Annotated in this window: 19 protein-coding genes; all 19 read left to right on the top strand. The window is 48.6% G+C overall.

The window, feature by feature from the left end; genetic code table 11:
- Positions 1 to 4 precede the first annotated feature (4 nt).
- The 19 genes from LACPH_RS07520 to ftsY all read left to right on the top strand — a co-directional run bounded on the left by LACPH_RS07520 (position 5) and on the right by ftsY (position 22,941).
- Complete coding sequence (locus LACPH_RS07520; protein WP_047106281.1) at positions 5 to 748, top strand: Stp1/IreP family PP2C-type Ser/Thr phosphatase; 744 nt, start codon at positions 5 to 7, stop codon at positions 746 to 748.
- Complete coding sequence (gene pknB, locus LACPH_RS07515; RefSeq protein WP_306386529.1) at positions 745 to 2,736, top strand: Stk1 family PASTA domain-containing Ser/Thr kinase; 1,992 nt, start codon at positions 745 to 747, stop codon at positions 2,734 to 2,736. The genes LACPH_RS07520 and pknB overlap by 4 nt, the downstream gene beginning before the upstream one ends.
- Entirely contained in the window at positions 2,733 to 3,638 is a 906-nt protein-coding gene (rsgA, locus tag LACPH_RS07510) for a ribosome small subunit-dependent GTPase A (RefSeq protein WP_010488012.1), read from the top strand. The genes pknB and rsgA overlap by 4 nt, the downstream gene beginning before the upstream one ends.
- A gap of 153 nt (positions 3,639 to 3,791) precedes the next feature.
- On the top strand, positions 3,792 to 4,442 hold the full coding sequence (gene rpe / locus LACPH_RS07505; RefSeq protein ID WP_306386528.1) for a ribulose-phosphate 3-epimerase: 651 nt from the start codon (positions 3,792 to 3,794) through the stop codon (positions 4,440 to 4,442).
- Entirely contained in the window at positions 4,439 to 5,107 is a 669-nt protein-coding gene (locus tag LACPH_RS07500) for a thiamine diphosphokinase (protein ID WP_306386527.1), read from the top strand. The genes rpe and LACPH_RS07500 overlap by 4 nt, the downstream gene beginning before the upstream one ends.
- A gap of 155 nt (positions 5,108 to 5,262) precedes the next feature.
- On the top strand, positions 5,263 to 5,448 hold the full coding sequence (gene rpmB / locus LACPH_RS07495) for a 50S ribosomal protein L28 (RefSeq protein WP_010488015.1): 186 nt from the start codon (positions 5,263 to 5,265) through the stop codon (positions 5,446 to 5,448).
- Positions 5,449 to 5,670: 222 nt separating this feature from the next.
- Entirely contained in the window at positions 5,671 to 6,033 is a 363-nt protein-coding gene (locus tag LACPH_RS07490; RefSeq protein ID WP_010488017.1) for an Asp23/Gls24 family envelope stress response protein, read from the top strand.
- Between the two features lie 59 nt (positions 6,034 to 6,092).
- The gene (locus tag LACPH_RS07485) at positions 6,093 to 7,769 is read left to right on the top strand and encodes a DAK2 domain-containing protein (RefSeq protein ID WP_306386526.1); all 1,677 of its coding nucleotides are present in this window, start codon (positions 6,093 to 6,095) and stop codon (positions 7,767 to 7,769) included.
- A 109-nt stretch (positions 7,770 to 7,878) separates the two neighbouring features.
- On the top strand, positions 7,879 to 9,918 hold the full coding sequence (gene recG, locus LACPH_RS07480; protein ID WP_306386525.1) for an ATP-dependent DNA helicase RecG: 2,040 nt from the start codon (positions 7,879 to 7,881) through the stop codon (positions 9,916 to 9,918).
- Between the two features lie 23 nt (positions 9,919 to 9,941).
- Complete coding sequence (gene plsX / locus LACPH_RS07475; RefSeq protein WP_306386524.1) at positions 9,942 to 10,991, top strand: phosphate acyltransferase PlsX; 1,050 nt, start codon at positions 9,942 to 9,944, stop codon at positions 10,989 to 10,991.
- Positions 10,992 to 11,021: 30 nt separating this feature from the next.
- On the top strand, positions 11,022 to 11,264 hold the full coding sequence (acpP, locus tag LACPH_RS07470) for an acyl carrier protein (RefSeq protein WP_047106272.1): 243 nt from the start codon (positions 11,022 to 11,024) through the stop codon (positions 11,262 to 11,264).
- Between the two features lie 469 nt (positions 11,265 to 11,733).
- Positions 11,734 to 12,756, top strand: a complete 1,023-nt coding sequence (locus tag LACPH_RS07465; RefSeq protein WP_010488029.1) for an ABC transporter ATP-binding protein — start codon at positions 11,734 to 11,736, stop codon at positions 12,754 to 12,756.
- A 2-nt stretch (positions 12,757 to 12,758) separates the two neighbouring features.
- Complete coding sequence (locus LACPH_RS07460; protein ID WP_010488031.1) at positions 12,759 to 13,712, top strand: ABC transporter ATP-binding protein; 954 nt, start codon at positions 12,759 to 12,761, stop codon at positions 13,710 to 13,712.
- Entirely contained in the window at positions 13,712 to 14,674 is a 963-nt protein-coding gene (gene opp4B / locus LACPH_RS07455) for an oligopeptide ABC transporter permease (protein WP_025012446.1), read from the top strand. Before LACPH_RS07460 ends, opp4B begins: the two co-directional genes overlap by 1 nt.
- Positions 14,675 to 14,690: 16 nt before the next feature.
- On the top strand, positions 14,691 to 15,602 hold the full coding sequence (locus LACPH_RS07450; protein ID WP_087912241.1) for an ABC transporter permease: 912 nt from the start codon (positions 14,691 to 14,693) through the stop codon (positions 15,600 to 15,602).
- 192 nt (positions 15,603 to 15,794) lie between these two features.
- The gene (locus tag LACPH_RS07445; RefSeq protein ID WP_306386523.1) at positions 15,795 to 17,585 is read left to right on the top strand and encodes an oligopeptide ABC transporter substrate-binding protein; all 1,791 of its coding nucleotides are present in this window, start codon (positions 15,795 to 15,797) and stop codon (positions 17,583 to 17,585) included.
- A 91-nt stretch (positions 17,586 to 17,676) separates the two neighbouring features.
- Positions 17,677 to 18,372 (top strand): ribonuclease III, encoded by a 696-nt coding sequence (rnc, locus tag LACPH_RS07440; RefSeq protein ID WP_010488038.1) that lies wholly within the window; start codon positions 17,677 to 17,679, stop codon positions 18,370 to 18,372.
- 19 nt (positions 18,373 to 18,391) lie between these two features.
- Positions 18,392 to 21,946, top strand: a complete 3,555-nt coding sequence (gene smc / locus LACPH_RS07435) for a chromosome segregation protein SMC (RefSeq protein ID WP_306386522.1) — start codon at positions 18,392 to 18,394, stop codon at positions 21,944 to 21,946.
- Positions 21,946 to 22,941: a signal recognition particle-docking protein FtsY gene (ftsY, locus tag LACPH_RS07430; protein ID WP_087912238.1), complete on the top strand. Its 996-nt coding sequence runs from the start codon at positions 21,946 to 21,948 to the stop codon at positions 22,939 to 22,941. The genes smc and ftsY overlap by 1 nt, the downstream gene beginning before the upstream one ends.
- The last annotated feature ends 54 nt before the right edge of the window (positions 22,942 to 22,995 follow it).

Below are 22,995 nucleotides of genomic sequence, written 5' to 3'. Positions count from 1 at the left end.
ATGTATGGAGTTTGCTTATCGCACGGACATCGGTCGGCGGCGACCAAATAATCAGGATTATGTCGGCATTTTCAAGAACAAATCCGACGCAACGTTTGCCTTAGTGGCTGATGGGATGGGTGGCCACCGCGGCGGCGATGTTGCCAGTGAAATGGCGGTCTCGCATCTTGGCTATGCGTTTGAAAAGACCGATACGGCGGAAATCGAGTCAATCGTGCGTTGGCTTATTTTTGAGTTGCAACAAGAAAATGACATGATTTTACAAAAAGCCAAGCAATACACTGATCTGTCTGGCATGGGAACAACCGTGGTGTCGGTCATTATCAGTGGCTCACGGTTTGTCGTGGCCAATATCGGTGATTCGCGCGGGTACCTTTATCGTAACGGACATCTGATTCAGATTACTGAGGATCATAGCTTGGTCAACGAGCTGGTGAAACATGGCGAACTGACGCCTGAAGAGGCCAAACGCTTTCCGCAACGGAATGTGATCACCCGTTCTTTAGGGGTCAGCAGCGATGTTGACGCTGACGTAACGATCTACGACATGGAGTATGATGATTACCTGCTGCTTTGTTCAGACGGCCTAACCAATATGGTTGACAACGAAAGCATTGCGGCGGTTTTACGCGAGGATATGCCGATTGGCAGCAAGGCCCAGGAATTGATTCTTCAAGCCAATGCCGCTGGTGGACCGGATAATATTAGCGCCTTGATCATTCATCAGGATCGGAGGGAACCGTCATGATCGAGCCGGGGACGATTTTAAATGAACGCTATAAGCTCATCAAAACATTAGGCGAAGGCGGCATGGCCAACGTCTATTTAGCGCACGATCTTATCCTCGATCGTGACGTTGCGGTCAAGGTTTTGCGACTTGATTTACAAAACGATCCTGACACGGTTCGGCGGTTTCAACGTGAAGCCATGGCGACCAGCGAATTGGTGCACCCTAATATCGTGTCGATTTATGATGTGGGTGAAAGCCATGGTCAGCAGTTTCTGGTCATGGAGTATGTTAAAGGCTCTGATTTAAAGCATTATATCGTTGAGCATTTTCCGATTCCGTATCAGCGCGTTGTCGATATGATGGAAGAAATTCTGTCTGCGGTTCAAACGGCTCATGATCACAATATTATTCACCGCGATTTAAAACCGCAGAATATTTTGATTGATGCAAACGGGCATGCCAAAATTACTGATTTCGGGATTGCTGTCGCGCTATCGGAAAATTCCATGACGATGACCAATTCGTTATTGGGATCGGTTCATTATCTTTCCCCTGAGCAGGCTCGGGGGAGTATGCCCACGCGACAAAGCGACATTTATGCGCTCGGGATCATTCTTTTTGAAATGCTGACGGGGTCGGTTCCGTTTGAAGGTGATTCAGCGGTCTCAATTGCGTTGAAGCATTTTCAGGAAGAGGTTCCTTCAGTTCGAGCGTTTGATCCTCATATTCCGCAAGCCCTCGAGAATGTTGTCTTCAAAGCGACTGCCAAGAATCCTGCCAATCGGTATACCAGTGCCGAGGCCATGGCCAGCGATTTGAACACTGCCTTGAGTCCTGCCCGAGCGCATGAAGCCAAGTACGTGATTCCTAAGGACGATTTGGATGAAACGCGAGTTGTGCCGATCGTTCCTAATGGCCCAACTCCGCCGCACAATTCTGATGGCGGGGCGGATCAGCCCGCTAGTCAAGCTGCTCCTGAGAACCGGCCTAAAAAGAAGCGCCGCCGCTGGCTTATTGTGGCTATCAGTGCAGCCGTGGTTCTTTTGTTGCTGATCGGGATTGGCGTTGTGACGGCCAATCAAAAGGCAGACGTAACCGTACCCGATTTACGCGGTATGACAACTGCTCAAGCCAAAACTGCGCTTAAAAGTGCGCGGTTGAAGGTCGGAAAGTACCGCTATGCATACTCAACCAAGGTGGATAAGGATTTAGTCATCGATTCTGATCCTAAACGGCAAGTCAGCGTGAAAGAGTCGTCGAGCGTCAACCTGATTTTAAGTCGGGGACAACCGCGAATCACGCTGGATAATTATGTTGGGCAGGATTACAGCGATGCCAAGTCTGACCTGCAAAAACGGGGCGTGACTGTGAAAGAGAAGCTGATTAAAACAAACGAAGCGGCTGCAGGCAAGATTCTGTCTCAAAGTATAAAGCCAGGGAAAAAAGTGATCGCCAGCAAGACAACGATCACGTTTGAAGTTGCCGAGCCGGTTAGAGTCAAGAAGGTCAACACGTCGTTTGCGTTGCGTGACCTTACCGGATATACAGAAAAGAGTTTACGTGACTATGCTAATGAGGTCGGTTTAAAGATTGTCATCAGTCAAGCTTACTCCGACACGGTCGATACTGGCATGGTGATTAGTCAGAACCCGGCTGCAGGGACACAGGTTCAATCCGGAGCCACCGTGAATGTCACCATTTCCCAAGGTGCAGACCCTGATGAAGTCAAAACCGTTTCAAAAACTATTTCGATTCCGTACCAGGCACCATCTGCTGCTTCCGGTAGCGCGAGTGCCAGCGCAAGCAGCAGTGGCGTGACACCAAATGGCATTCAGGTCTTTATTGGTGATAAGACACACAATATCAGTGACATCAATAAAACATTCAATATCACGGCAGATGACCAAGTCACGATTACGTTGCAGGTTAGCAAGAAGTATCCCGGCAGCTACCGCGTTGTTCGGGATGGCACAGTGATTGCGCAGGAGGCAAATATTACCCAATGAGTGATGAATTAACCGGAAGAATCATTAAACAAATTAGTGGGTACTATGATATTGCGGTCGGTGAGACAGTTTATCGCACCCGTGGCCGTGGAAGTCTGCGCAATGATAACATCACACCGCTGGTTGGCGACTTTGCGGCCTTCCAACCCGGTCATGGGGATGATGAAGGTTATCTTTTACGGATCCTGCCACGCCAAAATGCGCTGGCCCGTCCGCCAGTCGCTAATGTGGATCAGGCCTTACTGATTACCTCCGCCGTTGAACCGGACTTTTCCTTGAATTTATTGGATCGCTTTCTGGTTTATCTCGAAGGTCACGCGATTCATGCCGAGATTTATTTGACCAAAACCGATTTGGCACCTGCCAAATTACTGGAAAAGATTCGAACATCATTGACAGGCTACCAAGCGATCGGCTACGCTGTTTTTGCGCCGGAGCATGTTTTTGATCAGGCGGTTTTAAAGCAGGTTCAGGCTAGCTTTGCGGATAAATTGACGATTTTCACTGGCCAAACGGGGTCAGGAAAATCGACTTTGATCAATCACTTGGTGCCGGGACTGGATTTGGCGACTGCGTCTATCAGTCGTGCGTTGAACCGCGGGCGGCATACGACGCGGACAACAGATTTGTATCCGATCCATGGCGGGCTAGTGGCTGACACTCCGGGGTTTTCATCGCTTGGCTTGCTAGACGTGACCCTAGATGATTTACGCGACCGATTCCCTGAATTTGTTGCCTTGGCACCCAACTGTAAGTTTCGCGGGTGTCAACATGTCAGCGAGCCACATTGTGCAGTCAAGGCAGCTTTGGCCGCTGGCAAGATCATGGCGAGTCGCTATGAAAATTATTTGCAGTTTCGCGAAGAATTAAGCGGTAAGCGCCCGGTTTATAAGAAAAAGTAATCGATCATGCGTGGACTGGCTTTTAAGCGCGCGGTTCACGCTCACATTAACGCGCTCGCCAGCGTAGAAGCCTGCGTGTAAGGACCTTGGTCGCAATGGCCACTTACACTCCGGCTTCTGACCGCGCTGGCTCGCGCTCACGGAGGGATTCCTATGAAAATTGCCCCATCAATTTTAAGTGCTGATTTTGCTCATTTAGCTCGCGATGTTGAAAAAGTCGAGGGAGCAGGGGCGGATTTGTTGCATGTTGATGTTATGGATGGCCATTTTGTCGGTAATTTGACGTTTGGCCCATTGGTTGTTCAGGCGTTGCGTCCAGTAACGAATCTGCCGCTGGAAGTGCATCTTATGGTGAGCGATCCGGGTGTCTGGGCGCCGCAATTTGCCGAGGCCGGTGCCGATACGATTTTGGTGCACGAAGAAGCAACCAGCCATCTGTATGGTGTCTTGCAACATATTCGTGCTGCCGGTGTTCGTGCCGGGGTGGTGGTGAATCCTGGGACGTCATTGAGCAGTCTGGATGAAGTGTTGCCCCTTGTCGACCAGGTTTTGGTGATGACGGTCAATCCCGGATTCGGTGGGCAGAAGTTTCTGACGCCAATGGTTGATAAGGTTGCGCGACTGCACAAAATTCGACAGGAACGTGATTTGCATTTTGACATCGAAGTTGATGGCGGGATTAACGACCAGACAGTGAAGGCGGCCGCAGCAGCCGGCACCGATATCTTTGTGGCAGGTTCCTATGTGTTCGGCGCACCAAATGTCGGTGACGCAATCACGGCACTGCGCGAGGCGGTCAAATGACAGACGTCAATATCATGGCTGGCGGACCGCATGAGAATCTCTCAGAGGACTGGCAACAATTAGTCGGCGAATGGATCGGGGTTGATCGAGGCACCCTGCGATTGGTCAAAGCAGGTATTAAGCCAGTATTGGCAGTCGGCGATTTTGACTCATTAACAGCGAGCGAATTTCAATTAGTTCGAGAGCGTGTTCAAAAGATTGAGCAAGTCCCGTCGGCAAAAGACGATACGGATACCGAACTAGCGGTAAAGGCGGCCTTAACGGATTTTTCCGCAGACAAAGTGACACTGATCGGGGCAACCGGCGGCCGACTGGATCATTTTTTGTCCAACTTGTTTTTGCCACTTCAGCCGCGTTTTCTTGATGACATTGAACGGATCCATCTTCTGGACGAGCAAAATCGCGTCGATTATTACGGTCCGGGAAAACACGAAATTCAGCCGTTACCGGGTTATCGCTACGTGGCGGTTATTAATTTAACGCCCGTGACGGCTTTGACGATCATTGGTGCCAAGTATCCTCTGAAAGCGTGGGACGGTGCGTTTCCTTACGCGTGGGCGTCAAACGAATTCATTGGAAACGAACCGTTTACGGTCAGTTGGACAGCAGGCCAAGTTGCGATCATTTACAGCCGCGATCGTATCGGTCAAAAAGTCGACAACTAGCTAGCAAATGACAGTCAGTGTGTAATCATTGTCGCGGCCAATCGAGGCTGTCAAGTAATTTTACTTTGCAAAACTTCTTGCATTCGCCGCGGGGCTATGATAAGTTAGTTGAGTGAAAAATTCGAGGGTGACCTTGAAAAAAAGGAGGTCATATTGTGGCTAAAGATGTTATTACAGGTCGTCATACCACGTTTGGCAACAAGCGTTCACACGCTTTGAATTCAAGCCGGCGCACATGGAAAGCCAACCTGCACAAGGTTCGTATCCTTGTTGATGGTAAACCAAAGCGGGTATGGGTTTCTGCACGTGCCCTTAAATCAGGTAAACTGACCCGGGTTTGATCCCATAAATACAAAAAGATCCTGACAATGAATGTGATGCATCCATCATTGTCAGGATCTTTTTGCTTCTTCAGCGCGGAAGTCGGAGCATCCGTCAGTGAGAAGGCCTAGGCAGGAATCCACAAGCGGTGGCGCTTTTAATGCTTTCGTGCCTATGCTACACTAACTGGTAGAATTGTACGCGGTGTGAAAGCGCATCGTGAATGGCTAGGAGGATTCAGCATGGCGGTCAAAATCAAAACCAAGTATGGGATTATCGACATTTCCAACAATGTCATTGCAACAGTGGTTGGTGGTGCCGCGACATCGATTTACGGGATTGTCGGGATGGCAAGCCGTAACCAGATTCGGGATAATCTCAATGACATTTTGAAGCGTGAAAATTATGCGCGCGGTGTTGTGGTACGCCAAACTGACAATGGCGTGAAAATTGAAGTCAATATCATTGTCAGCTATGGCACCAAAATATCCGAAGTTTGCCGAAATGTCCAAGACAAAGTAAAATACAACCTCGAAACGATGTTGGGGGTCACAACCGACGAAGTGACCGTCATCGTCCAAGGCGTCAAGGTATTAGGCGACTGACATAAGGCACTGTCATCTGACGGTGTGACGATATTAAAGTTCTTCGAGGAGGATGTTTCGTGGCAGTAACCGAAATAACGGCGACTAAATTCCAGGACATGATCCGGGTAGCCGCACATCGCATCAATAAAAATGCTGATTTTGTGAATTCATTAAATGTTTTTCCGGTGCCTGATGGCGATACCGGGACCAATATGAATCTGACGTTTCAAACCGGTGCCAAAGCAGTGTTGGAATCTAACGACGCTGGCGTTGGCGATCTCGCCAAGCATTTAGGCAAGGGCCTGCTGATGGGCGCCCGCGGTAATTCGGGGGTTATCAGTTCCCAGCTTTTTCGTGGCTTTGCCAAGAGCGTAGAAGGTAAAAAGAGTCTGACTGCTCAGGACTTGGCTGACGCGTTTGCTCATGGCGTCGAGACGGCGTATAAAGCGGTAATGAAGCCGGTTGAAGGCACCATCCTGACCGTTGCCCGCGAAGCAGCTAAAGCCGGCTTAAAAGCGGCTAATGGCTCAGATGACGCTTTGGTCGTGATGACGGCCGTTGTTAAGGGTGCTAAGCGTGCATTAGCCAAGACGCCGGATCTGCTGGCTGTTTTGAAAGAAGTCGGTGTGGTTGATTCAGGCGGTCAAGGACTCGTTTTCATCTATGAAGGATTTCGTGAAGGCTTATCCGGCGAAGTCAGTTCGGATGTTCATGATGTCACGGATGAAGAAATGACCGAAATGATTAATGCCGTCCACCACCAGAGCGCCCAAACCCAACTGGATCCGGCCGACATTGTTTATGGTTATTGTACCGAAATGATGGTTGAACTCGAAACCGGCGATCATTTCAAGCACTTTGATTATGAACCGTTTCGTAATTATTTGAATACCCTTGGTGACTCGACATTGGTGGTTGCTGATGAAGAAGTGGTTAAAGTTCACGTTCATACGGAACATCCTGGTACGGTTTTTCGTTACGGCCAGCAGTTCGGTGAGCTTATGAAAATCAAAGTCGATAACATGCGCTTACAACAGGAAAGCATTATCGAACGGGAAGGCTCTCTAGATGCTCATGCCAATGACCAACCACTAGCGGAAATGGGTGTTGTTGCCATCGCTGCCGGTGAGGGACTCGGCGAGTTATTCAAGAGTCTGGGCGTGACTTACGTGCTAAATGGCGGGCAAACCATGAATCCAAGCACCAATGACATTTTGGATGCGGTGAAGGCCGCTCACGCTAAGCATGTGATCGTCTTACCAAATAACGGCAATATTTTCATGGCGGCAGAAGCTGCTGCTAAGGCCGCAACTGACGTAGAAGTAGCTGTCGTGAAAAGTAAGACCATCAATCAAGGCATGACCGCTATGCTTGGGTATAATCCAGACGCCGATTTGGCTACCAATCAAAGCGAAATGACCGCACAACTACCGAATGTGATTAGCGGTTCTATTACGCAAGCAATTCGCGATACCACCATTAATGGACTGGCTATCAAAAATCACGATTGGATGGGGATCATTGACGGCACGATTAGCGTCACTGATCAGGATCGCCAACAAGCAGCGATTGCCATGGTAAACAAGATGATCAATGACGACAGCGAAATTGTCACGATCATTGTGGGCGCCGATGCTAATCAAGACGAAGCGAAGAAAATTGCGGATGCGGTCGGCAAAGCGCATCCGGATCTGGAATTTGAAATTCACCAAGGCGATCAGCCGGTTTATCCTTATCTTGTCTCAGTCGAGTAAACAAGTTGCTTTACTGCCAAGGTGTCCCGCATGCGGGGCACTTTTTTGCGACATGAAAGGCTAAGCACAGTTCGTCGTTTACCATCTTATTGCGAAGGGAGGGATGATGATGGCGCTCACGGACCCGGTTAGCGTTTTACCCGGTGTTGGTCCTAAGCGTGAAGAAGGCTTGGCCAGTTTAGGCATTCATACGGTCGGTGATGTTCTGTTTTATTTTCCATATCGCTATGATGACCTTAAAGTTAAAGACCTTGCTGAAGCAGCCGATCAAGAAAAGCTGACGATCAAAGGCGTCGTGGTTGCCGATCCGGTTATTAGCCGTTTTGGGCCGCATCGCAGCCGGGTGAATGTCAAGCTGCAGGTCGAACGCAGCGTCATTCTGGTCACTTTCTTCAATCAACCGTGGTTAAAAGATCGCTTTCAGATGGGCGATGAAGCAGCAATTTTTGGCAAGTGGGATGCCCAGCGCCGCAGTTTGACTGGGATGAAAATTCTGGCCACCCAGTCACAGGATCAGCCGTCCATGGCAGCGATTTATACTGTGAATAAAAACATCCGGATGGGTACGTTGCTAGACCTGATTAAAGCGGCGTGGGCGCGCGATCATCAGCATATCCATGATCTGATCCCTGCTAGCATTCGTGAGCATTATCGGTTAATGACGGACGAACAGCTGGTCCATGGGATGCATTTTCCCGACACGCCGCAAGAAGCCAAGGCAGCGCGCCGAACCGGTGTTTTTCGCGAATTTTTCCTGTTTCAACTGCAAATACAAGCGCTGAAACAGCTTAATACCAACAGTAGCAACGGCCTTGCTATTCCGTACGACAATCAGGCGTTGCGCGCACTGATTTCGACGCTGCCGTTTTCATTGACCAATGCGCAAAAGCGGGTTGTGAATGAGATCTGTGCGGACATGCGCCGGCCCAATCATATGAATCGCCTGTTGCAAGGGGACGTGGGCAGCGGGAAAACGATTGTTGCAGCGATTGTCTTGTATGCGGCGGTTACAGCCGGCTATCAGGCTGCCTTGATGGTGCCGACAGAAGTGCTGGCGGAGCAACATTTTGCTAAGCTGCAAAAACTTTTCGCCAATTTTCCGGTTAAGCTGGGGCTCTTGACGGGATCGACAACCGCAAAGAGGCGACGTGAATTGCTGACCGACCTGCGAATGGGCACACTTAATTTGATCATCGGTACCCATGCGCTGATTCAAAAAGGCGTCGATTTTAAAGCCTTGGGGTTGGTGGTTATCGATGAGCAGCATCGTTTTGGCGTTAATCAGCGTAAAGTGCTTCAAGAAAAAGGGCAGAAACCGGATTTGCTGTCCATGACTGCGACGCCGATTCCTAGAACCCTGGCGATTACGGCTTATGGCGAAATGGATGTCTCAACCATTGATGAATTACCGGCAGGGCGTAAGCCGATCACGACTACCTGGCTGCGTAAGAACCAAGTCGGTCAGGTTTATCGGCTGATTCGCAGTCAGGTGCAGGCAGGAAGTCAGGTGTTTGCCATTACCCCGCTGATTGCGGAATCGGAAAAGATCGACCTGCAAAACGCCGAGCAGCTTTTTGCAGATATGCAAAAAGCGGTTGGCAATCTTGGGCAGGTTGCGTTGTTGCACGGCAAAATGAAGCCGGATGAAAAAGATCGAATCATGCGGGCGTTTAGTCAGGGTGACATTGCGGTGCTGGTTTCGACGACGGTGGTTGAAGTTGGGGTGGACGTCCCCAATGCGACGGTGATGGCCATTTTCGATGCTGATCGCTTCGGCCTATCGCAACTTCACCAGCTCCGCGGCCGGGTGGGTCGTGGTAATAAGGCAGCACAGTGTTTGCTGATTGCTGACCCTAAAAATGAGCAAGGCATCGCCCGCATGCAAATCATGACCAAAACCAATGACGGCTTCTTGTTAGCCCAAAAAGATTTGGAAATGCGCGGTTCGGGTGATATTTTTGGAGATAAGCAGTCAGGACTGCCGGAATTTAAAGTGGCCGATCCTGTCGGGGATTTTCCAACTCTGGAAGCTGCCCAACAGATTGTGGCCCGAATTTTTAAAACTGATCCGCACTTGTTGGAACCTGAGCATCAACCGCTAGCCGCTTATCTGGCTGCTAGTCGGCAGATGAACGGCAGTTTGGATTAAATGCGAAAGGAACGAAGGATTTTATGAAAATTGCAATTGATGCAATGGGCGGTGACCACGCTCCGGAAGTTGTGATTGCCGGAACGGAAAAGGCACGCGACCATGACGCGGATTTGGAATTTATCCTTTATGGGGATGAAGCCAAAATCAAACCTTTGATTCATAATCAGGATCGGCTGACGATCGTGCACACGGCCGAGAAGATTAACAGTGACGATGAACCGGTTCGGGCGATTCGGCGCAAGAAACAAGCTTCGATGGTGTTGGCGGCGCAAGCAGTTAAACAAGGCGACGCGGCCGCGATGGTTTCACTAGGATCCACTGGGGCGTTATTGGCAGCTGGTTTATTCATTATCGGCCGGATCAAGGCCATTGAACGGCCGGGTTTGTTGCCAACGTTGCCAACTGTTGACGGTAAGGGCTTTGTGATGTTGGACGTTGGTGCCAATGCGGAAAATCGCCCGTATCATTTGTTGCAATACGCGATCATGGGCAGCTACTACGCTAAAGACGTTCGCGGCGTCGCCAATCCGCGCGTGGGTCTTTTAAACAACGGCACAGAAGCAAACAAAGGCGACAAACTGCACCAGGAAGCACACGATCTTTTGGCTGCGGCCCCCGGAATCAACTTTGTGGGCAACGTCGAGTCTAGCAACATTCTCAACGGACCTGCCGATGTGGTCGTCACTGACGGCTTTACCGGCAACGCAACGTTAAAGGCAATTGAGGGCACCGTCCGCACTGTCATGCACATGTTAAAGGGTGCCATTTATGATGGCGGTGTTTCCGGAAAATTAGGTGGTCTGTTTTTGAAAAACAACCTCAAGTCGATGGCACAAACCTTCGACATTTCATCGTACGGCGGTGCGGTCTTGCTTGGGCTTAAAGCGCCGTTGGTCAAAGCTCACGGCGCGGCTGATGCTGACACGGTTTATTACACGTTGTTGCAGACAGCTAAAATGGTCAAAAATGGCACGGTAGCCAAAGTGGTGGATTATTTTGACGCTCACCCTGAAATTGCCGAAGCGAAAACCACTGATAAAGCCGTAGACAACGACGCTGGAAACAAGTAAACTAAATTGGCAGATGAATGGAGGAGCGGCATGAGTGAAGACGAAATTTATCAAAAGATCGCAGGCTTGATTCAGGACCATTTTCAGTTAAGTCCTGACAAAATCAGTCCAAGCTTGAATTTCAAGCAAGACCTTGATGCAGATTCGATTGACATTGTCGAATTTGTTTTGGAACTCGAAGATGCGTTCGGCGCGGAAATTCCAGATGACGATGCGGAAAAGATCCAAACGGTTCAAGATGCGGTTGATTACATCAAAGCACATCAAAAATAGTGAATGCGTTAGCTGCCAGTGATGGCGGCTTTTTTATTTGTGAGCGCGAGCCGGAGCGGTTAGGAGCCGGAGTGTCAGTGGTCTTGGTCGCAATGGCCCGGGATTAGGCCATTGCGACCAAGATCCTTTACATGCAGGCTCCTGCGCCGGGGAGCGCGTTATGGTGAGCGCGAGTCACTTTCGTTTTTACGAGCCGCACGCAGATAAAGGACGTTTTCTTCAAAACATCCACAATTTTTGATATGATCACCTTGCAACATCATGTTGAAGATGATCGGTTTTTCCTCAAAGTTCCCCGCCTTTGTGCATGACTAGTTGCTGGATTTTTTGGTTAATTTCGCGCTTCAATGGCGTTGGGACGCATTTTTGGCTTGCATAACCACTATAATTTCTTTATACTTAGAGACAATTATTTCAAAAATCTCATCTTGTTTTAATCTTGCGTCAAGGACGCAAAGGAGGAGTTCGTTTGGATAAACCTGAAGATTTGCTGCTAGATGTGCAACATCTGCACACCGGATTCAGACTTGGAGATGCTTTTTATGATGCTGTCGATGATGTCAGCATCACGTTACGAAAAGATGAGATTCTGGCGATTGTAGGTGAATCAGGCTCCGGCAAGAGTACTTTGGCAACCAGTATTATTGGGCTTCATGATCCGCGTAATACAAAAGTGACCGGTGATATCTTGTATAACAATCTGAATCTGGTCGGGTTAAATGAAACCCTATTTGATCGGATTCGGGGTAAGGATATTGGCATGATTTTCCAGGATCCGTTAGCTGCGTTGAATCCGTTGATGCGGATTGGCGAGCAAATTGAAGAGACGCTGGTTTACCATACCAAGATGAACAAGGAAGAACGCGATAAACGGGTGCTGGAACTGTTGAATCAAGTCGGCATTCCCAATCCCGAACGGACGGCACGTTCTTACCCGCATGAACTATCTGGCGGGATGCGGCAGCGGATTGTCATTGCGATTGCGATTGCCTGCAAACCACCGATTATCATTGCCGACGAACCAACTACCGCTTTGGATGTCACGATTCAGGCACAAATTCTGGATTTGTTGGAAGACATTCAACGGGAAATGCATTCCGGTATTATTTTAATTACCCATGATCTAGGCGTTGTGGCCGAAACCGCTGATCGCGTGGCGGTGATGTATGCGGGACAGATTGTTGAAAGTGGCTCGGTGATGGATGTCTTCAAACATCCGACTCACCCGTATACGCGCAGTCTGTTGCGCTCGATGCCGCAAGCCGACTCCGATGATGACGAGTTACACGTTATTCAAGGCGTGGTGCCGTCATTGAAGAATATGCAGATGGAAGGCTGCCGATTTGCTCCCCGAATTCCATGGATTCCGGCATCTGCTCACGAAGAGCATCCGACCATGCATGAGGTCGCACCTGATCATTTTGTTCAGTGCACGTGCTACAAAGACTTCTATTTCCCGGATGACGACCAAGCGGCTGAAAAAGGTGAGTAATTATGGCAATGATTGAAGTTAGAAATCTAAAAATACATTATCCCATTCGTTCCGGCTTCTTTAACCGGGTGACGGATCACGTGCTGGCAGTTGATGGGATCGATTTTGATATTGAACAAGGCGAAACATATGGCCTGATTGGCGAGTCCGGTTCAGGTAAATCGACAACCGGTAAAGCGATAGTTGGGCTGGAGCCGGTGACGTCCGGTTCGATCATGTACAAAGGCCAGGACATCACTAAACGCAGCGTTCGCAAGCACATGCAGTACAACAAGGATGTGCAGATGATTTTCCAGGATTCGCTATCTAGCTTGAATCCCCGTAAGCGCATTGAGGATATTATTGCAGAGCCAATTCGTAATTTTCAGAACCTGACCAAAGACGAAGAGCGTCATCGCGTTCAGGAACTACTGGATATCGTGGGGATGCCAAGTGATGCTTTGTACAAGTATCCACACGAATTTTCCGGCGGCCAGCGTCAGCGGATCGGGGTTGCCCGAGCCATGGCGACGAATCCTAAGTTGATTATCGCCGACGAACCCGTATCGGCACTGGATTTGTCCGTTCAAGCGCAAGTGTTGAACTTTATGAAACGCATTCAGGAAGAATACAACATTTCTTATCTGTTCATCTCACATGATCTGGGCGTTGTGAAACACATGTGTAAAAAGATGGCGATCATGCATCGTGGCCGTTTCGTTGAAATCGGAACGCGTGAAGATATTTATAATCATCCGCAACATATTTACACGCAACGGCTTTTATCCGCGATTCCTGATGTTAACCCCGATGATCGCGAGGAGAACAAAGAACATCGGCGCGAAGTCGAACGCGTTTTTAAAGAAGAAGAATCTAAATATTATTCCAAGGAAGGCCGCGTTTTGGATCTCCAGAAGATTTCCGATACACATTACGTTGCGCTGCCAGATTCAACGATGAAGGGAGTGCATGATTAATGTGGAAAACAATTCTACGCCGGATCTTAATCATGATCCCGCAATTGATTTTACTGAGTGTGCTGGTTTTCGTCCTGTCGAAAATGATGCCAGGGGATCCGTTATCCGGTAATTTTCAGCAAGGGCAAAGCGCAGCGCAGATGGCGGCCTTACGTCAACAATATGGCTTGAATGACCCGTGGTATATTCAATATGTCAAATGGGTTGGCAACATGTTCCATGGTGATTTGGGTCAGAGCTTCGTTTATAAACGGTCGGTAACTGGTCTGATCGGTGAACGGGCTGTGAACACATTCTGGCTGGCATTGATGTCAACGGTGATTCTCTATGTTATCGCTATTCCAGCCGGTGTGATTGCCGGCCGTTATGAAGGTAGTAAACGAGATTCTGCAATTTCGGTTGCATCCTTCATTTTGATGGCCGTACCACCATTTGTTTTCTATCTGTTAGGGCTCATTTTCTTCGGCTTCTTCTTACAATGGTTCCCAACCGGCGGGAGTGTGTCGTCAACGTATAATCCGGGAACACTGGGCTATGTCTGGGATCGGATCTATCACATGATTCTACCGGCGTTAGTCGCGGGGATTATCACGACGCCAAGTACGATTCAGTATCTGCGTACCGGGGTCATCGATAATACTCACCAGGACTTTGTTCGGACCGCTCGTTCTAAAGGTGTGCCGGCCCGCGTTATTTTTGATAAACATATTTTGCGTAATTCCTTATTGCCGATTGCAGCGTTCATGGGTAATCAAATTACCAGCCTGCTGGGCGGCTCCGTCATCTTGGAAACCGTCTTCAGTTATCCTGGAATGGGTCAACTCTTTGTTTCGTCGATGACCAGCCGTGATTATCCGGTGGTTATCTCGCTGGTGCTTTTGTTCGGCTTCCTGACGTTGCTTGGTAACTTACTGTCAGATATCATCATGAGTATCGTGGATCCGCGGATCCGGATCGAGTAGAAGGTGGGGAAAGTTTATGCAAAACAATGCAAATGAAGTGGCGGCTAACACCACAAAAATTGAACAATCACCTTCTAACTTCAAGGTGATTCTGAACGAATTCCGCAAAGACAAGGTTGCTGTGGTCTCACTATTCTTAGCGGTTGCGATTATCCTTGCTGCTTTTATTGGCTCAATGTTGTTTAATGTTGGTGGTGCAACGCAGGTTAGTATCATGGATCGTTATACGGCGCCTGGTGTCAATGGCTACATCCTTGGTACCGATGAAGGCGGCCGGGATATGTTCAAGTATTTGTTCTTTGCTGCCCGCAACTCGATTACTATCGGGATTTCCGTTGCTCTAATCATCGAGTTTGTTGGCGTCGTGCTTGGAACAATTTCCGGATATTTCGGTGGTTGGATCGATTCTGTGATCATGCGACTAGTTGACTTTTGGATGATTATTCCGTCATTGCTAGTTATCATTGTGTTGGTCACCATCGTTCCGCAGTATAACGTTATTAGCATCATTTTGATTATGTCCGCTTTTTACTGGATGACCACGACTCGACTGATGCGCTCGTTAGTGCTATCGGAAGCTCGTAGTGAATACGTCATGGCCTCAAAAACATCAGGAACATCGAACTTCAAAATCATGTTTACCGGTGTTTTGCCAAATATAAGTTCATTGATTATTACTGACTTAACCTTGACAATTGCCAGTTCTATTGGGATTGAGACGGCGCTTTCTTTCTTAGGCTTTGGGTTACCAATGGATACACCTAGTTTGGGGACCTTAATCGGGTACGCTTCAAATCCTGACTTGATCTTTGATCGTTGGTGGGTTTGGTTCCCTGCAGTGCTGGTCTTGCTGACATTGTCACTCTCAATTAACTTTGTTGGCCAAGCTTTGCGGCGCGCGGCAGATTCGCGGCAGCGACGTGGTTAAGTTGATTTACTTTTTCTGAAATTTCATGAAGAGACACTCAGACAAAACTGGGTGCCTCTTTATTTTTGAAGAAAAAAAGAAAAATTTGTGGCGAAACATTGGTCATTCAGCTCTAATTATGCTATCATTTAATTCACATGAAGCGTTGCTTCGCTTACATATTGCGATGACGGCGCGGAAGGGGGAAAAAGTATGAAAAAGCGTTCTGTGCTCGGAATGATCACGCTCGCTACCGCTTTATCCATCACCTTGGTAGCCTGTGGCAGTAAGAGTTCGAACTCCAGCTCAAGTACATCTAATAAGGCTGTGAAATTACCGATCTCTTATAACAACACCAAAAAGGCAATTAAGGGTGGTACTCTTAATGTCGGTGTCGTTGACGACTCACCATTTAAGGGGGTTTTCAACGAGGAACTTTATACGGATGCATATGATAATGATTATATGTATCCTGCGGCTGAAAGTCTCTTTGCTTACAACAGCACCTTTAAGTTCAATAACAAAGGTGCTGCAACACTGAAGCAAGACAACAATGCCAAAACAATCACTGTAACGATTAAGCCAAATGTCAAGTGGTCGGATGGCCAACCGGTTGTTGCACGTGATTTGGTTTATGCATACGAGATCATTGCGAACAAAGCAACCAAGAGTCAACGTTATACTGAATCTCTCCAGAATATTGAAGGCTTAACCGAATACCATGAAGGTAAAGCCGATTCGATTTCTGGATTAACCATGCCTAAAGGTGATAATGGCAACACGCTGGTCATTCATTTCAAGGAAATGAAACCTTCGTTCAACACATCCGGCAATGGTTACTTCCTAGAAAGTGCCGCACCTTATCACTACTTGCATGATGTGGCTTTCGATAAGTTGGAATCAAGCGACAAGATTCGTAAGCATCCGCTTTTCTTTGGCCCATACAAGATGAGCAAGATTGTTGCAGGCCAAAGCGTTCAATATACGCCTAACAAGTATTATTGGAATGGCAAGCCTAAATTGGACAAGATCACCTTTGAAAATGTTTCTTCTGCTTCCAGTGCATCTGCGCTTAAAAATCACAAGTACGATCTGGTTTATGAAATGCCAACTGATACATGGAACGATTGGAAGAGTGTTAAGGGTTATCAAAACTTAGGTCGTCAAGGTCTGATTTATACTTACATCGGCTTTAAGTTAGGTAAATGGGACGATAGTAAGAGCGAAAATGTTTATAATCCTAAGGCAAAGATGGCCAACAAGAGCCTACGTCAGGCCATGGGTTATGCGCTCAACAATGATGAGGTTGCTTCTAAGTTCTACAATGGTACCCGTTCTCGTGCAACAACGTTGATTCCTCCTATCTTTGGTAAAGCTCATGCTGACCTAAAGGGTTATGATCTTAATATCAAGAAGGCTAATAGCTTACTTGACAAGGCTGGCTACAAGAAAGGCAAAGATGGTTATCGGACTGATCCAAATGGTAAGAAGTTGACCATTAACTTTGCTACCATGGCCGGTGGTTCAACGGCTACACCGTTGGCTCAAGATTATGTTCAGCAATGGAAGAAGATCGGCTTGCGTGTCAAGCTGACAACTGGTCGACCAATGGAATTCAATTCCTTCTACGATAAGGTTCAGAAGGATGATAAGAGCGTTGATGTTTATCAAGCTGCATGGCAGTTGTCATCTGACCCATCTCCAATGGATCTGTACTCGCAAAAGGCACCATTTAACTACACGCGTTTCGTTTCGGACAAGAACACGCAATTGTTAAATGACATTGATGGCTCAAAGGCAATGAATCAGAGTTATCGGAACAAGGCCTTCCGGGCATGGCAAGAATACGCCCAAGATGAAGCCTTTGTTATCCCAACACTGTATCGTCAGCAAATCTTCCCAGTTAACAAACGTGTGAAGAATGCTAGCGTTGACTATGCTTCGGCTAACAACCTGAACTGGGCTAAGATTGCTGTTACCAGCAACAGCACAGCGAAGAACTAGTCAAAGTACCTCTAAAAGGCATCTGCAATCGCAGGTGTCTTTTTTGGTGCGCTCTTGTATAATTAGAAGGTGATAAAAAGGAGGGCTCTTCATGGTTGCCTCAGAGTTTGTGAGTGAATTGCGTCAGCGTTATGGGATTGAATTTCACGATCTCAGTCTATTGGATGAAGCCTTCACGCATTCCTCGTATGTTAATGAACACAAAGAATTAGGGCTAAAAGATAACGAGCGACTTGAATTTCTTGGTGACGCGGTGCTTGAACTGACCGTTTCTGACTATCTATATCGTAAGTTTCCGGATAAGCCGGAAGGTGATCTGACCCGTATCCGTGCTGCCGCGGTTCAAACTGCAGCCTTTTCGGCGTTTTCAAAAGAGGCGCATTTTGATCGCTATATTAAGCTGGGAAAAGGTGAAGAAAAAGCCGGTGCCCGCAAGCGATTGACGTTGCTGGAAGACTTGTTTGAAGCATTTAACGGTGCCTTGTACTTGGATCAAGGCCGTAAAGCCAATATCAAATTTGCCGAACAGATCATTTTTCCTAAGATTGATGCCGGTGAGTTTTCGGCTAACCAGGATCATAAGACTGCATTACAGGAAACCCTGCAGCAAAATGGTGATGTGGCGATTGTGTATCACCTCCTGGATGAAAAAGGTCCTGCTCATGAACGCCAATTTCACGTTGATGTTGAAGTTGAAGGCAGAGTATTAGGAACCGGATTCGGTAAGAATAAAAAAGCGGCTGAACAAGCTGCAGCCAAGGCGGCTTTAGCCCGCTTGAAAAAGTAAGAACTAGAATGGGGTCATCATGGAATTAAAGCGTTTGATCATTAATGGCTTCAAATCATTTGCAGATAAAACCGAAATTGATTTTGTATCCGGTCTGACTGGGATTGTTGGGCCAAATGGTAGTGGAAAAAGTAACATCACCGAGGCGATTCGCTGGGCATTGGGCGAGCAAAGTGCCAAAAGCCTGCGCGGCGAGCGAATGGGTGATGTTATCTTTGCAGGTACGGACAGCCGACCTGCTTTGAATCGTGCGGCGGTTACCATGACCTTCGACAACAGCGATGGCTACCTAAAAAATCAGCCAGCCGAAGTTTCGGTGACGCGCCGATTGTATCGCGATGGCACCTCGGAATTTCTGCTCAATAATCAAGATGTTCGGTTAAAGGATATTGTTGATCTGTTCATGGATTCCGGCTTGGGACGTGAGAGCTTTTCGTTTATCTCGCAAGGCCGGGTTGAAGCGATTTTTAATAGCAAACCAGAAGAACGCCGGGGCATCATCGAAGAAGCCGCTGGCGTTTATAAATATAAGCAACAGAAAACCAAAGCCGAGCGCGAGTTGGCTAACAATGACGACAACCTAGCGCGGATTAACGATATTATTGTCGAGTTGAAGCATCAGGTTGAACCACTGCGAGAGCAAGCTTCACTGGCCAAGGACTATCAGCAGCAAACTGCTGACTATAAGAAGATTCACCAAACACTTTTGGCGCTGGAGATCGAACAGCTGGCGGCGGAGCAGGAGAAGACGCAAGGTGAAGCCAAAGTGACCAAGGCGACCATTGCGGCGCTGACGGCAAAGGTTAAGGATCTGGAAAATCAGTCCGAACAGTTGAGTGCGGTGGATCATCAGCATGAAGAACGGTTGAACCAGCTGAATGACCAGGTCTTGAGTCGCTCGATGAAGCTGGAAAATCTCAGCGGTGAAGCGAACCTCTCTAGCGAACGCTCGGCCAACGCGGCGACAACCTTGGCTGATTTAAAAGATCGGTTGACCCACGCTCAGCAGGCGCTAACAGAGGCAAATCAGCGACTGGCCGACTTAACCAAGCAGCTTGATGCCTCCCAGAAAAAACAGCAAGACCTCAAGGAACAGTTGGCCCAACAAAAGCAAGCCAGCCAAGACCCGGCTGCTTTGAATCGTCAGTTGGAGTCTGTCCAGAATCACTATATTGATTTGTTGAAAGCTCAAGCTGACAATAAAAATGCCCAGGCAGCCTTACAAAAAGACCAGCAACTCGCGGCGAGTCAAAATGCGGCGCACGATCGGCGAATCTATGAGCTGAGCAAGCAGGCGCAGGATCAGGAGGCCAAGGTCAATACGCTGTTAAGCCAGCAGCAAAAGTTACAGGCTAAAGCAGAAACGCAACAAACTGCCGTTGAAGAAGCTAAAACCAAGTTGAATCAGCTGCAACAAAACCGCAGTGCCCAGCAGCAAACTTATCAAGACGAAATGGCGACTTATCAACGCGCACGTGCACGGTATGAGACGCTATCTGAATTGAATGAAGACTATGCGGGCTTTTATAACGGCGTTCGGGTTGTGCTGAAGCATAAAGCAACCTTGCCGGGTGTGATTGGTGCGGTGGCTGAATTGTTGGAAGTACCGACCGCTTACCAGCAAGCGTTTGATTTGGCCTTAGGTAGCAATCTACAGGCCATTGTCACCCGCGATGAAACAGCAGCCCAACGCGCCATCAGCCTGTTAAAGCAACAGCGAGCCGGTCGGGCGACTTTTCTACCTGCTGCTGTGATGCGGCCACGTGAGCTGCCAACTGCGGTTTTGCAACTTGTCAAAGGCGCAGATGGCTTTTTAGGCACGGGTCTGCAGCTTGCCCAATATCCGGCTGACCTAAAGTCCGTGATGGCTAATCTGCTAGGGAGTGTCTTGATTGTCGATACCCTGCCTCACGCGATCACCATTGCCAACACCACTCATCACCGTTATCGTATTGTAACGACGGCTGGGGATATTTTGAATCCAGGTGGCTCACTGACAGGCGGCCAGGTCAAGCAAGGCCGGCAAGCTTCACCGCTGGCACGCAATCAGGAAGCCCGCCATCTCAAGACGCAACTGCAGGAATTAGTCGAAGATCTCAAAAAGAAGCAAACCGCCTTGACCGAACTGACCAAGCAGGAGAACACCGCCCAAACCGCATGGCAAGACGCTCAGGCGCAGTCTCAGGCGTTAGCAGCCGATCTAACGGCCATTACCAGTCAGCACACTGCGCAGGCAGAGACGCTACGGCAGGCGCAGCGACAGTTGGCTGCCGCACAACAGGCTAATACGGCTCAGGCTGATTTAAGTACCAAAATGACCGAGCTTCATCAAGCGGGCAAAAAAATTGCTCGTGACATCGAAGACGCTCAGTCAGAAATTGAACAACTTAAAGCTGCCGCTGCCGCTGCGGCCGATTCCCGGTCGAAACAAGCAGCAGCCGAGAATGCCTTGAAGACGAAGCTGGCAGTGGTGACCAATGACTTGCAGACACTGCATGATCAGCATCAGCAATGGCAGACGCAGGCAAGGGATGCAACCGAACAAATCACTGAACTTCAGCAACGCATTGAGCACATTACCGCAACGGCTAAGGAAACGGCGGCAGAAAAAGCCAGTCGTACGGCCACAATTGCCAAGTTGCAAGAGGAACTGAAGCAACTGAAAGCCGAGCAAACCAAAGTCACCCAAACCAAGGCAGCCAATCGCGGCAAATTAAGCGAGATTTCTGCTAGGATTACAACGACCTATGAACAACAGCATCAGGCCATGGCTACCTCCGAACAACAGGCAGTGGCCCTTAACCGGGTGAAGTTGGGCTTGGATGCTCGCCTGAACACGTTAGCCGAGGATTATCAGCTCACTTACGAAGCGGCCAAAGCTGCCGTGGTGCCGGATCACGCACCGATTCCTGAATTAAAGAGCAAGTTGAAGCTTTTGAAACGCGGCATTGATGAATTGGGGCCGGTTAATCTGAATGCGATCGAGCAGTTCAAAGAAGTCAATCAGCGCTACGAGTTTCTCACCAAGCAGCAGGACGATCTTTTGGCCGCTAAACAGCAGCTTGAAGAGACGATGCACGAATTGGATGAAACCGTCAAAACACGATTCAAAAATATGTTTGACCAGACGAATAGTGCGTTTGAAGCGATTTTCCCGCAAATGTTTGGCGGTGGGCATGCCCATCTCAGCTTGACCGATCCTGACGATCTGTTAGCGACCGGCATTGAGATTTCCGCACAACCGCCTGGCAAGAAGCTGACGCGACTGTCATTGCTGTCAGGTGGCGAACGGGCGTTAACCGCGATTGTGTTGCTTTTCGCGATTCTAAAAGTCCGTCCGGTGCCATTTTCGATTTTGGATGAAGTTGAGGCGTCCCTGGATGATGTCAACGTTAACCGGTTTGGCGAGTTCTTACGCCATTATGCCAGCGCGACCCAATTTATCGTGATCACGCACCGCCACGGCACGATGGTTGCGGCCAATGTCTTGTACGGGGTGACCATGCAGGAATCCGGTGTGAGTCGGATTATGGCAGTCAGTCTGGATCAATCACAGAAAGAGGCGACAAGTTAATGGGACTTTTTGATGCGATTAAAAAGGCGTTCACCGGGGATGAACCGGAAACGCCTGAAGAAAATAAATATGATGAAGGTCTGAAAAAAAGCCGCAGCAGTTTTGGCGAAAAACTTAATGCGTTATTTGCCAACTTTCGGACGGTGGATGAAGACTTTTTCGATGATCTTGAAGAGATGCTTATCGAATCCGATGTCGGGTTTGAAACAGCGGTTCGGTTGAGCGATGAATTGCGCGAAGAAGTTAAGCTTAAAAATGCGAAGGATCCCAAAGCCGTTTCGCGAGTTATCGTTGAGAAGCTGGTAGATATGTATGGTGAGGCCGGCAAAGGTGAAGATAACCAGCTCCACTTTGCCGAAGAAGGGCCAACTGTCTTTCTGTTTGTGGGCGTTAATGGCGCCGGCAAGACGACCACTGTTGGCAAGCTTGCGCATCAGCTTAAAGAAGAAGGAAAGCGCGTCTTGCTGGTGGCAGCCGATACCTTCCGTGCCGGCGCTATTCAGCAATTGCAAGAATGGGGCCGCCGCGTTGATGTGCCGGTGGTGGCCACGAAAGAAGGCGGCGATCCCGCAGCCGTTGTTTTTGACGGCGTTAAGCGGGCAAAAGAAGAAGGCTACGATGTGGTGTTGGTCGACACCGCTGGCCGCTTGCAAAACAAAGTCAACTTGATGAATGAGTTGAACAAGATTAAACGCGTGATCGTCCGCGAATTGCCGGATGCGCCGCAAGAAGTCTTGTTAGTGCTGGATGCCACGACCGGCCAGAATGCGCTGAATCAGGCGAAAGAGTTTAACCAGACGACCCAAATTACCGGCATTGTGCTAACCAAGCTAGACGGCTCTGGCAAAGGCGGCATTGTCTTGGCAATCCGCAATGAGCTGCATGTACCGGTCAAGTTAGTTGGGCTAGGCGAAAAAATGGATGACTTGCAGGCATTTGATCCGACGAAGTTTGTGACCGGCTTGTTTAAGGGCCTGATTGAAGTCAAAGCCTAAGTCAGTACAATCAAAAGAACAGAAAAAAAGCGTTGCACCCGTTCGTTCAAGTGC

It is taken from the genome of Lacticaseibacillus parahuelsenbergensis (assembly GCF_030770265.1).
Lineage (GTDB): Bacteria > Bacillota > Bacilli > Lactobacillales > Lactobacillaceae > Lacticaseibacillus > Lacticaseibacillus casei.
The sequence above is the reverse complement of the archived record's forward strand: the minus strand, read 5'-3'. Positions and strand labels throughout refer to the sequence as shown.